The following is a 14,845-nucleotide window of genomic DNA, read 5'->3' on the forward strand; positions in this document are numbered from 1 at the left end:
GTCTAGGCTCGACGGCCATGGTTACCGCCGTCAAGACCTTGACGGCGTGACTATTCCGTAACCCGCACACATCCGCGACCTCGGGCCTCACCGGCCGGGCCCCCGAACCGGGCCCGGCCAGGGGTGATCACTTCACGGCGCCGGCGGTAAGGCCCGCCTGGACCTGGCGTTGGAAGATGGCGTAGACGATCAGGATCGGCAGGGCCGCCATCATCAGACCCGCGAACAGGCGGCCGTAGTCCGCGCGATAGCCCGCCTGCGCGAAGAGGAAGCCGATGCCCTGGGTCAGGACGTAGTCGTCCTCGTCGCCCTGGTTGAGGGCGAAGGGCAGGACGTACTGGTTCCAGTGGCCGAGGAAGTTGAAGATACCGACGCTGATCAGGCCCGGCTTGGCCATGGGCAGCATCACCTGGAAGAAGATCCGCGAGTGTGAGGCGCCGTCGATCTCGGCGGCCTCGGCGACCGACGAGGGCAGCGTGCGGAAGAAGGTGGTCATGAAGAAGATCGTGAAGGGCATCGAGTAGGCGATATAGACCATGATCAGGCCGTGCCGGGTGTCCAGCAGCGACAGGTTCTTCATGACGAAGAACAGCGGAACGAGCGCCATCACCACGGGGAAGGCCATGCCGCCGACGAAGGTGAAGTAGACGATCCGGCTGCCCCGGAAGTCGAAGCGGGCCAGCACATAGGCCGCCATCGAGCCGAACAGCATCGTGAGCGGCACGGAGAAGATCACGATGACGAACGAGTTCAGCGTGTAGCGGCCGATGTTCGCCTTCGACCAGGCGTTGGACCAGTTCTCCCAGTGCAGGCCGTCCGGCAGCCCCCACGGGCTCTCCAGGATGCTCGCGGACGGCTTGAAGGCCGTCATCAGCGCCCAGAGCAGCGGCCCGGCGGCCAGCACCGCCCACAGGATGAGGAAGCCGTGCGAGAAGACGTTGAGCACGGCGCCCTCGATGCTCCGCTCCGGCTTGAGCAGAGGCGAACTCGACTTCTTCGACTTCGGGTCCCCGGCCGTGGGTGCCTCGGCGGCCCGGGGGGTGTCCGTGGGTTCCGCAGTGGTCATGGAGTGCTCTCCCGGGTCGCGCTCAGTATTCGATGCGGTCGCGGCGGCGCCCGAGGGACAGGGCGGCCACGGCGAGGAGCATGGTGAGGATGAAGAGGCACACACCCATGGCAGCGCCGCGGCCCGCCTGCGCCTGGGTGAAGCCGGTCTGCCAGAGGTAGACGCCGAGCACCTGGGTGGAGTCGTCGGGACCGCCGGGGCCGATGGTGATGATGTTGACCACGGCGAAGGACTCCGCGCCCAGCGCCATGATGCCCATGTAGACCCAGCCGGTCTGCACCGTGTCGCGGATCAGCGGCAGGGTGATGCTGAAGAACGTCCTTGCCCGGCCCGCGCCGTCCAGCAGCGCCGACTCGTTGATCTCCTTGGGGATCTGCCCGATGGCGGCCGAGAAGAGCACGACGAAGAAGCCGACCATCGCCCAGCACATGACGATCATCACGGCGAAGAGCGCGAAGCGGCGCTCCCCCAGCCAGCCGTTCTCCGGCGACAGCGAGGAGGGAAGGATGGCTTCGAGCACACCGATGCCGGGCGTGAAGATGTAGCCCCAGAGCGCGGCGATGACCGCGATGGAGAGGGCCTGGGGGAAGAAGTAGAGGATCTTGTACGCCTTGGCGCCCGCGACCCCCGTCACCGCCTCACCCCGCCGGCCGCGGCCCCCGATGTTGATCATGAAGGCGAAGAACAGGCCCAGGCTCAGCGTGACCAAGGGCACGGCGAGGGCCAGGATGAGGTTGTTCCGGACGGCGGCCCAGAACCGCTCGTCGTCCATGAGCCGGGTGAAGTTCTCGAACCCGACCATGTTGAAGTCGCTGCTGAGGCCGGACCAGTCGGTGAACGAGTAGTAGAAGGTCTGGACGAACGGCGAGATGACGAACACCGCGTACAGGCCGAACGGGACCACCAGGAACCCGAAGACGAACCGGTACTTGACGTAGGTCCGATAGCGCGCCGAGGACCGGAAGCCCCCCGCGCCCGCCTTCGGCGATCCGGCGGATCGCCGTACTGTCTTGGTCACGGCAGGGTCGTCGACCGTCATCCCGCCCCCTCCGTCTCGCTCGCTCACCGACTGGACTCGCCGCTCAGTGCTTGTACTTCTTGATGCTGTCGTCCTTGGCGGCGTCGTCGGCGATCTGCTGGATCTTGTTGACCGCCTCGCCGGGGCTCGCGTCGCCCTTCATCATGTCGCCGAGGACGAAGACGACGTTCTCGCGCCAGGTCGTCGGGTACCAGTCGGGGAACCGGGGGTTGAGGAAGTTCTCGCCGGCGGCGTCCATGAGCCCGATCGCGCTCGTCAGGCCGGTGCCGAGCTCAAGCCCTTCCTCCGAGCCCTGGACGGACGCCAGCGAGGAGACCAGCTTGGTAAAGCCCGCGGCGGACTCCTTCGTGAGCATGTGGCGCAGGAACTCCAGGCCGCCGTTGGCGTTCTTCGCCTTCGCCGGAACGATGTAGGGCTCCCCGGCCTGGGCCCAGATCGTCTCGAACGGCATCGCGTCCGAGCTGTCCAGGTTGGGGGACGGGGAAACGGTCATCTGGAAGTCGTCGGGTGTGGTGTCCTTGGACTCGTTCTCCACCCAGGAGCCGTTTGGGATGAACAGGGCTTTGCGCTCGGTCCACTTGGTCTGCGACTCGGTGTGCTTCCAGCCGCCGGAGCCCTTGAGGATGTAGCCCTTGGCGTAGAGCTCGTAGTGCGCCTCCAGGACGCTCTTGACCGCGTCGTGCTTCCAGGCGTTGGGCTCGAAGTTGTCGATCGCGTCGAGCACTTCGGCGCCGCCGACCTTGCCGATCATCGGCAGCATGCTGAAGCCGAGGTACTGGGGGTAGACGCCGGTGTAGGTCCAGCCGGCGATGCCCGCCTTCTTCGCCTCCGCGCAGACCGCGAGCATGTCGTCCCAGGTCTTGGGGTACTCCCAGCCGTTGTCGTCGAGCATCTTCTGCGAGTACCAGATGCCGAACACGGAGTACGCGATGTTCATCCGGTAGCACTTCTCGTCCCCGTACTGACCCATTTCGACCGTGCCGGGGCGCAAGGTCTCCGCGACGGTCTTCGACGGGGCGTCGATCGACGGGGCGTTCAGCAGCGGCGTCATATCCGCGAGCTGCCCCTGGCCGATCAGCGCGGGCACGTCCATGGCCTCGTCGCCCGAGTTGTTGATCACATCCGGCGGGTCACCCGCGGCCATCCGGCCCTGCACCTTGGACTGGATCTTGACCGTCGAACCCGTCGTGACCTTGGCGTACTTCTTCTCGTAGGCCGCGGCATCGTCCTCGACGTACTGCGTGCCGAAACCGCCGTCGAAGATCAGGAGTTCCAGCGGGGCGTTCTTGTCGACGCCCAGCGGGTTCTTGTCCGTCTTCTCACCCTTGGCGCCCCCGCCGTTGTCGTCGTCACCGCCACTCGCGCATGCCGACAGAGCGCCGATGGTGGGTACGGAGATCAAGCCGAGCGCCATGGCCTGCTTGACGAGATCGCGGCGACCAACTTCCGAGGTGGATCCCATGCTCAAGTCCTCACTTTCTCCAGGACTCAGGCGGTGCACCGGGTCCCCGACGCCAAATGCCAGTGGTAAGGGGCCGATTACCGCGGTCGGTGATACGTGAGTGGTTCTGGGTCTTACCCCGGAGGGCCAGGGGGAGCCGCCGGGTGCGGACAGGTATAGTCCACTCGCCACCATCCGAGCAAGATCGAATACAAGGTTCACCGTCAGTCTTTCCCGACTTGAGACCTGGGCGAACCGGCGACGGGAAGGGCCGCGTCACCCGCATCCCGGCGGTGGCGCGGCCCTCAGTGGTATACCCAGAGGTCTAGTCCAATGGTCTACTACCGGACCACGGTCTGGATCTCCTTCACGGTCACCGGAATATCGCCGGTCGACTGCCCGTCCGGCAGCGGGGTTGTCGGGGTGCCGCCCGGGTCGGCGGACGGGTTCCAGGCCACCTCCCACGTGAGCGACGCCTGGAGGTCGTGGGTGCCTTCACCGCTCGACTTCCGGTACGTGACGTTGCACCCGGCGTCCTCGGTGTCCACCGTGTAGCCGCCGCCGCTGGCCACCAGGTCGTAGGAGCACTCCGCCGGGTCGGCCTGGGACGAATCCGCCGACAGCGTGAGCCGGCTCGGGGTGGCCACGGTGGTCGCGGCGAGCTGGACCCCTACGTAGTCGACACTCGCGGTCACCCACGCCGGCTCCAGGTCCTGGCCGAAGGTCGCGAGCGTCTCCAGGTTCACGATCTGCCGGTCGGCGCCGGGCTTCAAATCGACCGGCGGCGCCGGCAGCTTGATCCGCTCGTAGGCGAGCATGGCAAGCAACTCGGGGTCGAGGATCTCGACGCCGGGCGGGGGCGGGAAGTCCGGGCCTATGAACTCGTACGCGTCCATCTCCCGCGCGCAACTGAGGTCTTCCTTGTCCAGGTCGACGGTCAGCTTCCACCAGGCGCCCTCGTCGCCCTGGTGGTACTTCCCGTCCGTCTCGTTGTAGTACTGCTCGTACAGCTCGGTGCCTGCGCTGCCGCCGCCGTAGTTGTGCTCCCGCAGGTACTCCTCGAACTCCTTCGGGTTGTACGCCGGCTCGTACCAGCACGTCGGCGGCGACCAGTTGGCGTCGCTGGACGTCATGGACGTGCCCGAGGAGCCGGGGTTGCTGTACACGAAGTCGACGTACGCGCTGGCCCCGCCGTCCTCGCTGCCGCCGCCGTAGTCCGCCGCCGCCGGCGCGGCGCCAAGGGCCGTCGCCACCACGAGTCCGGCGCCGACGGCACCCGCCCTCCGCAGGCTCAGAGCTGACACTGGGGGGCTCCCCTCTCGGACTGGTCGAAGGTCATCTGCCAGACCCCTTCATCCGTCTTCTCCATCAGCGCCGTGTAGCCCACGAAGCTCTCGTCGCTGGGCTCGGTCCTGTCGACCTCGCCGCTGTCGACATCCTTGTTGAACGCCTTGCGCTGGTCCTCGCAGTACGTCACCGAGGCCAGGCCCTTCTCCCGCAGTTCGACCTCGCGGTCATAGAAGCGGGTCGCGCCGGTCACGGTCCGGGCGTCGGCCTTGAAGGACTCGACGTTGTCGGCGGAGTTGATGAACGCATCGCCGGCGACATACTCGGCCAGCACCGGCAGCTTGGGGTCGAGCTTGGCGAGAGCCAGCATGTTGGCCCGTACCGCGTAGCCGTGGTCGCGCAGGACCGCGTCCTTGGTCCCGTCCCCCGTGGTGTCGGCGTCGACCTCGACCTTCAGGTCGGCGGGGAAGTCGAACTCCGGTGCGTCCCGGGCCGGTTCCTCGCTTGCCGGTGTCGAGGACTGCTCCGTGGGGTCCCGCTCCGCACCCACGATCTCGTCCGTGCCCTCGTCCCCCGAGTCCCCGCAGGACGTCAGCAGCAGGGCCGCGCCCAGCACCGCGGCGGCGCCCCCGCGCCAGCGTGAGGTGGTCATCGTGCGGCAACCCCCAATGTCGTGCACACAACGTAGTCAAGTGCACTGAGCCTAGCGAGGCGTGAACGCCGGAAGAAAGCGGTCCCGGGGCATTCTCACGGGCCTGTTACGTGGCGGCGGCGCCGGAGGCGGCAGCATCCGGAGGAGTCGCGGCGTACGCAAGCCATCCGGAGCCCGCCCCGGGCAGGCTCCGGCACCGTCCACGCCGGCCCGGAATGTCCCGGTCAGCGCCAGGGCCGTACGTCCGTGAGCGTGCCCTCGCCGAGGTCGACCCGACCCCATACGTCCCCCACCCGGGTAGCCACCACCACGACGGGACCCGTGCCGTCGAGGTAGGCGGTGTAGTACCCGATGACCCAGTGCGGCTCGCCCCCCGTCCGCGGCGGTTTCAACCTCACCCGTTCGGTCCCGTCCGCGTCGAAGACGACCGCGTTGTCCTTTCTCGCCTCCGCGGGCGGCATCGCCTCGACCACGAGGACGTGGCCGTCCCAGGCCACGACCGACTGCGGGGGCTCGGCGAAGCGCTTCTCCACCACCGCGGAGCCGTACGTCCAACGGACGAACCGCTCACCCTCGGCCCACCGGACCTCGATCGTCTCGGGCTGCTGGCTCACGTGGGCAACTCCCCCGGGTCACCGACCGGGATGAGTCGCGCCCGGTCATCGAAGTTCAGGATCTCAAGCTGACTCCCCCCACCGGGCAGGTGCCCGAGCACGGGGTCGGTCTGCGGCCCGACGATACTCTCCTGGATCCGGATAGCGTCGCCGTCCGGGATGCGGTAGCGCTGCACCATCGACACGTCCGGCTTCCAGTCGCTGCGGATCGCCAGTTGCTCCCGCGCGTACTGCTGGTTGGGGATGTCGTCGAACGTGCCGAAGCCGCCGGGGCGCGACGGAGGCTGGCCGCGGGAAAGCACCATGTTGAACTCCTCACCCGGCCGGGCCAGGCGGGAGACGATGTTCGTGCCCTCCAGGTTGGGCGGCTCGCGGCCCGCGGGCGGCAGCGCCGCCCTGCTCCCGGCGGACGTACAGGGGCTGAGCCCGAGCGGGTCGCTCCAGGTGAACGGGTTGCGGACGTAGGTCCCGGGGTTGGGCGCCGGGGTCAGCCCCAGCGGGTCCGGAGTGGCGTAGCGGGCGGTCTCTGGGTCGTAGTATCGGTGCACGTTGTAGTGCAGCGCGCTCTCCGCGTCGAAGTACTGCCCCGGGAAGCGCAGCGGCGTGCACGCGGTGGCGTCCGCGGACCAGGCCGTACAGCCCCACACGGTGCGCCGCGTGCGCCACGCTATGCCGCCGTCCGGGTCCACCAACTCGGTGGGTGTGCCGACGAGATCGGTGACGATCGCGAAGAACCGCCGGTCGACCTCCTCCTGCGGCAGGTCGGCCGAGCCGAGCCGCTCGCTCTGCGCCACGGGGTGCACCCCGTCGTGGTCCCACGTGAGCGTGACCGGCCGGGCCTCACCCGGCCCGTACCCGGTCTGCTCGACCAGTGTGAAGCCGTCCCAGCAGAACTCCACCCGCTCCTCGGACGTACCGTCCCCGCCGAGGCGATGCTTGGCGATGCGCCGGCCCAGCGGGTCGTACAGGTAGCGCCATACGACGCCGTCCGGGGTGGTCACGCGCGTCAGGCGGTCCTCGGCGTCCCACTCGTAGCGCCAGGTGTCGGGCTTGCGGGAGAGCCGGACCTTCTGCCGTTCGACGGTACGGCCCGCGGCGTCGTGGCGGTAACGGATGGCACCGGCACTGACGAGCGCGGTCCCCGCGAAGGCGCGCGACCCGGTCGCGTCCGCGTCGTGGGGGCCCGCCGGCCAGTGCGCCTCGGTCTGGTTGCCGGCCGGGTCGTAAGCGTACGACTCCGTCCAGCCGGCCGCCGTGACGGCGGTGACCCGGCCGGTGGGATCCAGCTCGAAGGTGCGCGGGCCATCGATGAGGTCGTCGATGCCGGTGAGCTGCCCGTCGGCGCGGTAGTGGTAGCCATGTTCCTGCAGCCGGCGGCCGTGCCCGGTGAGGGTCTGCCCGGAGAGCCGCCCGGTCGGCTCCCACACCCGATCCAGGACCAGGGCGTCGCCGATGCTGCGGGCGATCTCGTGGCCGGCGGCATCGTAGGCAGAGCCCAGCTCGATGCCTCCGGTGGCGAGCAGGGTGCGGCGGCCGGTGGCGTCATAGGCGTACGTGGTCACGGTGCCGGCCGGGGTCGTACGGCGGGTGCGCCGGCCGCGTGCGTCGTAGGCAGTAGTGAGGGTGCGGCCGTTGCAGGTCTCGGCGGTGACCCGGCCGACGGCGTCACGCTCCCAGCCGAGCTCGGCGTCCGGCCCGGTGGCCGCGACCAGCTCGTCGTCCGGGCTGTACGCGAACGTCGACTCGGCTCCGGCGGCGTTCTGGCTGACGACGCGGCCGAGGGCGTCGTACCGATAGGCGATCTCCTGGCCCAGGGCATTGGTGCGGGAAACGAGCCGCCCGGCGGCGTCGTGCGCATAGTCCAGCCGACGCTGGTCGAAGTCGGTCTCGGCGACGAGGCGGCCCGCAGGGTCGTAGGCATATGTCCAGGTCAGCCGGTTCGGGTCGGTCACCCCGGTGAGCCGCAGCTCGGTGTCGTGCGTGAACTCGTATCGGCTGCCATCGGGCTCCGTGCGGGAGACGAGGACATCGAAGACCCCGTACTCGTAATGCACGGTGTTCCCGGCGGCGTCCACGTGCGCGGTGCAATTACCCTCCGCGTCGTACGTCCACCGCTGTTCGGAGCCGTCCGGCGCGCGGTGCCGGGACGGCTTGCCCTCGGTCGTCCACTCCAGCTCGGTCCGGGCACCGAGCGCGTCGACGGCGGCGGCGATGCGCCCGAATGCGTCCCGCTCCCAGCGCGTGGTCGCCGCCGAGGGGTCCGTCACGGCAACAGGCAGGCCGGCGGCGTCGGTCACTACGTCGTGGCAGTGCCCGAGCGGGTCGGTGACGCGCAGCGGGTGGCCGGCCGGGGTATAGGAGTAGGTCGTGGCGGCGCCTGACGGGTCGACGACCGATGTGCGGTTGCCGCGGACATCGAACGTCTGCCGCCAGCTCCGGCCGCCGGCCAGGGTGATGGTCTCGGCAAGCCCGGTGGCCGAGTACGAGGCAGTGACGGCTGAGCCGTCCGGGCGGGTCGCGCGGACCAGGTTACCGACATCGTCGTAGGCATAGCGGGTGGTGCGGTGCGTGGGGTCGGTGATCGAGGTGAGGCGGTCGTAACGGTCCCAGGTACGGCGGATGGTGTGGCCGAGCGGGTCGGTCTCGGCGACGAGCTGATAGGCGTGGTCGAAGAGGTAGCGGGTGGTGTGGCCGAGGGAATCGGTGGCCGTGGTCGTGCCTGTCTCGTCGTCGTAGGTGTACGCGTACGCCAGCGTCCCCTCGGCGCCGCTGGCAGCTACGCAGCGGCCGGCGGCGTCGTACTCGTAGCGGTAGGAGGCGCCGATGCGGTCCGCCCAGCCGACGATGCGGTGCTCGTCGTCGTAGTCGAAACGCTGCGGCAGACCGGAGGAGTTGTAGACCTCAGCCAGGTCGCCCCGTTCGTCGTAGGCGAATCGGCGCAGCTCGTGGTGGGAGTCGCCGTCGATGAGGTGGAGGGCGACGACGTGGCCGAGGGCGGTGGTGACGGCGACGCGATAGCCGGCGTTGTGGACGACCTCGGTCGGCATACCCTCCGTGTCGTATGTGACCGAGATCGTGGTGCCGTTGCGGTCGGTGAGCGCGACGAGCCGCGCCTCGCCGGCCCCGGGCGTAAGTGCCCGGAAGTACAGGGTCCGGTCTTCGTCCGGGCGATGCACGCCGAAGGTGCCGTCGTGGTCGGCGGGGTGCAAAGGCCAGCGCGGACCCTCGACCGGCATGACCGGTGTCCCCGGCTCGGGCAGGGGGTACCGCAGCACCATGCCGTCGGCGGTGACGAGGCGGTAGCCGTACTCGTCGGCTATCAGCCGCTGATCGATGAAGGAGGACCACGAGAGGCCGAAGAGCCGCCCGGAGGCGAAGCCGGTGCGGTGGTGGCGGTCCAGGATCAGGGGCAGGATGCCCGGGAGGCTGACATCGTATGCCGACATCACCATCTCGCCGGTGGCCATGTCGATGGGGTCACCGCAAGTGAAGAGCTTCTTCATGGAACGGGCACCGGAGCGCGCGGCCTTGGCTATGCCCTTGACCGCAAGGGACATGCCTTTGAGACCGGTCTTGGCCATGCTCAGGCCGCCCTTGACGCCCTTCACAAGTCCGCCGAGCGTGGTCAGGCCCCTCATGCCCGGGATGCAGTCGAGCGCGGCGAAGGCGACATCCCACAAGGAGGCTTCGCCATTCATGTACTTCATCAGGGTGTCGGCCAGCACGACCAGGGCGGCCGCGAGGACCACCCACGCGAGCGGCCCCCCGATGATCAGCACGACGATGCCCAGGACCGCGACGATCACCTTGCAGACGGTGACGATGGTGTCCCAGTTGTCCTTGACCCAGTCGACCGCCTTCTCCCACCACTTGCGGTTCTGGATCCCGGCGTCGGAGGCTTCTTCCAGCTTGTCCTTGGCCTCGGACGCGGCGTCCTCACGCATCTTCTTCGCATCGGCGGCCATCTTCTTCGCCGCTTCCAGACCGGACTCGGCGTTGTCCACGGCCGTCTGAGCGCTGGACTGGGCGGACTTGGCGTCGGTGGCGTTACGGGTCGCGGCCCGTACCTCGGACTCGTCGGGCTTCTCCTTGCCCTCCTCCTCGTCGTACTCCTCGGTCTTCTTCGTCGCCCGGTCCACCCATGAATTCGCCGAATCCAGTCGGCCGGTCGCCGACGACAACTCGCTGCGGGCCTCGCGCCCCCGGGCCAGCGCCTTGTCCGCCAAGGACTGCGCCCGCTCCAGCTTCGGCCAGTACGCCGCGAGCGCATCGCCCGCAAGATCGTACGAGCGCTGGAGCTTCTTCAGGTTCTTGGGAACTTCCTCGAACTCGTCCTGGAACGCCTTCGCCGTCTTCCCCGCCCAGCGCAGCAGGGCATCCTCACCGGCCATCCCCTTGATCTGCCGCAGAGCATCCGCCACGTCATCGGCAAAATCGTGCAGCTCACGCGCCAACTGCTTGACCCGCTCCGGATCCCCCGGCGTCGGATCGTCATCCAGGTCGAGTACGTACCAGTCCGTCGGCCGATTCCCCACCGGTTCCCCCCGGTCTCACCGGTACCTGCAGCGGTCGCAGAACACCGTAGCGGCGGGGAACGCCCCGCGGGAGGCTGACGCGGAAAACCCCGCGGGCTCCCGGAGGGGAGGCGCGGGGTTTCCGTGTGCGGTGGGGGTCAGTCGCGGATGAGGGAGCGGAGGACGTAGTGGAGGATGCCGCCGTTGCGGTAGTAGTCCGCCTCGCCGGGGGTGTCGATCCGTACCACCGCGTCGAACTCCACGCCCGTGTCCGTCGTCACCTTCACCGTCTCCGGGATGGCGCCGTCGTTCAGGGCCGTGATCCCCGTGAAGGTGAAGGTCTCCTCGCCCGCCAGGCCCAGCGACTGCGCCGTGGCGCCCGCGGGGAACTGCAGGGGCAGGACGCCCATGCCGATGAGGTTCGAGCGGTGGATGCGCTCGTACGACTCGGCGATCACCGCGCGGACGCCGAGCAGCGCCGTGCCCTTGGCCGCCCAGTCGCGCGACGAGCCGGAGCCGTACTCCTTGCCCGCCAGCACCACCAGCGGGGTGCCGGCCGCGGCGTAGTTCTGGGCCGCGTCGTAGATGAAGGAGACCGGCGCGTCCGCACGGGTGAAGTCGCGGGTGTAGCCGCCCTCCGTGCCCGGGGCGATCTGGTTGCGCAGCCGGATGTTGGCGAAGGTGCCGCGGATCATGATCTCGTGGTTGCCGCGGCGGGAGCCGTAGCTGTTGAAGTCGCGGCGGGTCACGCCGTGCTCGGTGAGGTACTTGCCCGCCGGGGTGTCGGCCTTGATGGCGCCGGCCGGCGAGATGTGGTCGGTGGTGACCGAGTCGCCGAGCAGGGCCAGCACGCGGGCGCCCGCGATGTCAGCGACCGGTGCCGGGTGCATGCCCATGCCGTCGAAGTACGGGGGCTTGCGCACGTAGGTGGACTCGGCGTCCCAGGCGAAGGTGTCGCCCGTCGGGATCGGCAGCGCCTGCCACTGCGCGTCGCCGGCGAAGACGTCCTGGTACGACTCGGTGAACATCTCCTCGCCGATCGCGGCGGCGACGACCTGCTCGACCTCCTGCTCGCTGGGCCAGATGTCCTTCAGGTAGACCGGCTTGCCCTCCTTGTCCGTGCCCAGCGGCTCGCGGGTGATGTCGGTCTTCATGGTGCCCGCGAGCGCGTATGCGACGACCAGCGGCGGCGACGCCAGGTAGTTCATCTTCACGTCGGGGTTGATCCGGCCCTCGAAGTTCCGGTTGCCGGAGAGCACCGAGGTGACGGCCAGGTCGTGCTCGTTGACGGCCTTGGAGATCTCCTCCGGCAGCGGTCCCGAGTTGCCGATGCAGGTGGTGCAGCCGTAGCCGACGAGGTTGAAGCCGAGCTTGTCGAGGTACGGGGTGAGCCCCGCCCGGTCGTAGTAGTCCATGACGACCTTGGAGCCCGGCGCGAGCGTGGTCTTCACCCACGGCTTGCGGGTCAGGCCCTTCTCCACCGCCTTCTTCGCCAGCAGCGCCGCGCCGACCATGACGGACGGGTTGGAGGTGTTGGTGCAGGAGGTGATGGCGGCGACGGTGACGGCGCCGTGGTCGATCTCGTAGGTCGTGCCGTCGGGCGCGGTCACCGGGGTGACGCGGGTCGGTACGCCGTTGGAGGAGGCGGGGGCGTCGGAGGCGGGGAAGGATTCCTTGCCGGGCTCGTCCGCGTCCTCGACGTAGTTGCGCACGTCGAGGCGGAACTGCTCGGCGGCCTTCGACAGCTCGATGCGGTCCTGCGGGCGCTTCGGCCCGGCGAGCGAGGGCACCACCGTGGCGAGGTCCAGCTCCAGGTACTCGGAGTACTCCGGCTCGTGCGCCGGGTCGTGCCACAGGCCCTGGGCCTTGGCGTACTCCTCGACCAGGGCGAGCTGCTGCGCGTCGCGGCCGGTGAGCTTCAGGTACGTGATCGTCTCGGCGTCGATCGGGAAGATCGCGGCGGTGGAGCCGAACTCCGGCGACATGTTGCCGATCGTCGCCCGGTTGGCCAGCGGGATCTGGCCGACGCCCGCGCCGTAGAACTCGACGAACTTGCCGACGACGCCGTGCTTGCGCAGCATCTCGGTGATGGTCAGCACCAGGTCGGTGGCGGTGGTGCCGGTGGGCAGCTCGCCGGTGAGCTTGAAGCCGACGACCCGCGGGATGAGCATCGAGACGGGCTGGCCGAGCATCGCCGCCTCGGCCTCGATGCCGCCGACGCCCCAGCCGAGCACGCCGAGGCCGTTGACCATGGTGGTGTGGCTGTCGGTGCCGACGAGGGTGTCGGGGTACGCCTTGCCGTCGCGGACCATGACGACGCGCGCCAGGTGCTCGATGTTCACCTGGTGCACGATGCCGGTGCCGGGCGGGACGACCTTGAACTCGTCGAACGCGGTCTGGCCCCAGCGCAGGAACTGGTAGCGCTCGCGGTTGCGCCCGTACTCCAGCTCCACGTTGACCTGGAAGGAGTCCGGGGTGCCGAACTTGTCGGCGATCACGGAGTGGTCGATGACCAGCTCGGCCGGGGCCAGCGGGTTGATCCGGGCGGGGTCGCCGCCCAGGGCCTTGACGGCCTCGCGCATGGTGGCGAGGTCGACGACGCAGGGGACGCCGGTGAAGTCCTGCATGATCACGCGGGCCGGCGTGAACTGGATCTCCCGGCTCGGCTGCGCCTGGGAGTCCCAGCCGCCGAGGGCCCGGATGTGGTCGGCGGTGATGTTCGCGCCGTCCTCGGTGCGGAGCAGGTTCTCCAGCAGCACCTTCAGGCTGTACGGGAGCCGGGCGGCGCCGGTCACCTTGTCCAGCCGGAAGATCTCGTACGACTCGCCGCCCACCTGCAGCGTGCTGCGGGCGTCGAAGCTGTTCGCCGACACGACAGTCTCCTTCGTCATATGCGTTCCACCGCAATCCTGCCGCTACGTCCGAAGCGGGGCGACTTGAGGGTGGCACCTTCGGCAGATATCTCGATGTCGAGATAAACCTTACTCCATGGCTCCGCCGGGGTGCCCACCCGTGCCGGGTACGGGACGGGGGCGGCCCCGCCGCGCCACCCGGGTGCCGCAAGGGATGCTCCGACCGGGTCAGGCCGGCTTGCGGGCCACGCCGCCGTACATCGCGATGTGCGAGTTCGGCACCGACTCGCCGATGCCGTCGGGCCGCCAGTGGTGGACCAGCGTCACGCCCGGGTCGATCGGCTCCAGGCCCGCGAAGAACCGCTCCGCCTCGGCCCGGTCGCGGATCTCCAGCGGGATGCCGCGCTCGTTGTACTCGCGGCCGACGCCCGCGACGCGCTCCGGGTCGGTGTCGCCGGTGAAGACGGTCAGCGCCAGGAAGCTGCCCGGCGCCAGCGCGCTCAGCAGCCGGGCGACGATGCCCTGCGGGTCGTCCTCGTCGAGGATGAAGTGGACGATGGCGATGAGCGACAGCGCGACGGGCCGGTCGAGGTCGAGCACCTTGCGCAGTTGGGGGTCGCCGAGGATGGACTCGGGGTCGCGCAGGTCGGCCTGGATGTAGCCGGTCCTGCCCTGCTTGGTGCTCTGCAGCAGCGCGCGGGCGTGGGCGAGGACGATGGGGTCGTTGTCCACGTACACCACCCGGCACTCCGGGGCGACCTCCTGGGCCACCTCGTGGAGGTTCGGCGGTGTCGGTATGCCGGTGCCGATGTCCAGGAACTGCCGTACGCCGTAGTCGCGGGCCAGCGTCCTGGTGACCCGGTGCATGAAGACGCGGGTCTGCTTCATGGAGGTCGGCAGGCTGGGCCAGGCGCGCACCGAGGCGTCGCCCGCGGCGCGGTCGGGGGCGAAGTTGTCCTTGCCGCCGAGGAGGTAGTCGTAGACCCGCGCGGAGTGCGGGCGGTCGGTGTGCAGGTCGATCTCGGGCTCGGCGTCGCCGGGTAAGGGGTTCATGAGGTGCGGTTCACCTTTCTCGTCGTATGCCGTCGTCGTACGCGGCCGTTTGGACGGCAGCCGGTCGGACCCGCCCCCGTCCGGCCGGTCCAGGTCGTCCAGCGCGGTGTCGACGGCCTGGGCGAGGACGGTGAAGGCGTCGTGGTGCATGATCGCGTACCCGTCGTCGAGCGCCTCCCCCGGCAGCCCGCTGACCTTCGCGAACCCGGCCGCGAAGGTGGTGAAGCGCTCGTCGGCGCCGTCCCCGGCCCGCCACGAGGGCGCGTCCGTCGCCGAGGCGCCGACGGTGACGACGCGGGCCTCGGCCATGTCGGCGCGCACCCCCCT

The 14,845-nt window shown here is 69.3% G+C and carries 9 protein-coding genes; all 9 read right to left on the bottom strand.

Translation table 11 applies throughout. From position 1 onward, the window contains the following. Positions 1-127: 127 nt before the first annotated feature. Complete coding sequence (locus CXR04_RS06035) at positions 128-1,066, bottom strand: carbohydrate ABC transporter permease (RefSeq protein WP_101420850.1); 939 nt, start codon at positions 1,064-1,066, stop codon at positions 128-130. Between the two features lie 22 nt (positions 1,067-1,088). Beyond that, complete coding sequence (locus CXR04_RS06040) at positions 1,089-2,084, bottom strand: carbohydrate ABC transporter permease (protein WP_101426219.1); 996 nt, start codon at positions 2,082-2,084, stop codon at positions 1,089-1,091. A gap of 64 nt (positions 2,085-2,148) precedes the next feature. Next, a complete protein-coding gene (gene ngcE, locus CXR04_RS06045) occupies positions 2,149-3,567 on the bottom strand; it encodes an N-acetylglucosamine/diacetylchitobiose ABC transporter substrate-binding protein (RefSeq protein ID WP_101420851.1) in 1,419 nt (472 codons plus the stop codon). A 320-nt stretch (positions 3,568-3,887) separates the two neighbouring features. After that, complete coding sequence (locus CXR04_RS06050; RefSeq protein WP_234380082.1) at positions 3,888-4,850, bottom strand: hypothetical protein; 963 nt, start codon at positions 4,848-4,850, stop codon at positions 3,888-3,890. After that, positions 4,838-5,485, bottom strand: a complete 648-nt coding sequence (locus CXR04_RS06055; protein WP_101420852.1) for a hypothetical protein — start codon at positions 5,483-5,485, stop codon at positions 4,838-4,840. The genes CXR04_RS06050 and CXR04_RS06055 overlap by 13 nt, the downstream gene beginning before the upstream one ends. Positions 5,486-5,709: 224 nt before the next feature. Continuing rightward, a complete protein-coding gene (locus CXR04_RS06060) occupies positions 5,710-6,099 on the bottom strand; it encodes a hypothetical protein (RefSeq protein WP_101420853.1) in 390 nt (129 codons plus the stop codon). Further along, positions 6,096-10,634, bottom strand: a complete 4,539-nt coding sequence (locus CXR04_RS36370; protein WP_101420854.1) for an RHS repeat-associated core domain-containing protein — start codon at positions 10,632-10,634, stop codon at positions 6,096-6,098. Before CXR04_RS36370 ends, CXR04_RS06060 begins: the two co-directional genes overlap by 4 nt. A 137-nt stretch (positions 10,635-10,771) precedes the next feature. Further along, a complete protein-coding gene (gene acnA / locus CXR04_RS06070; RefSeq protein ID WP_101420855.1) occupies positions 10,772-13,486 on the bottom strand; it encodes an aconitate hydratase AcnA in 2,715 nt (904 codons plus the stop codon). Positions 13,487-13,693: 207 nt separating this feature from the next. After that, a complete protein-coding gene (locus tag CXR04_RS06075) occupies positions 13,694-14,518 on the bottom strand; it encodes an SAM-dependent methyltransferase (RefSeq protein ID WP_101426221.1) in 825 nt (274 codons plus the stop codon). Positions 14,519-14,845: the final 327 nt, after the last annotated feature.

The sequence above is a fragment of the Streptomyces sp. CMB-StM0423 genome, assembly GCF_002847285.1.
Classification (GTDB): Bacteria; Actinomycetota; Actinomycetes; order Streptomycetales; family Streptomycetaceae; genus Streptomyces.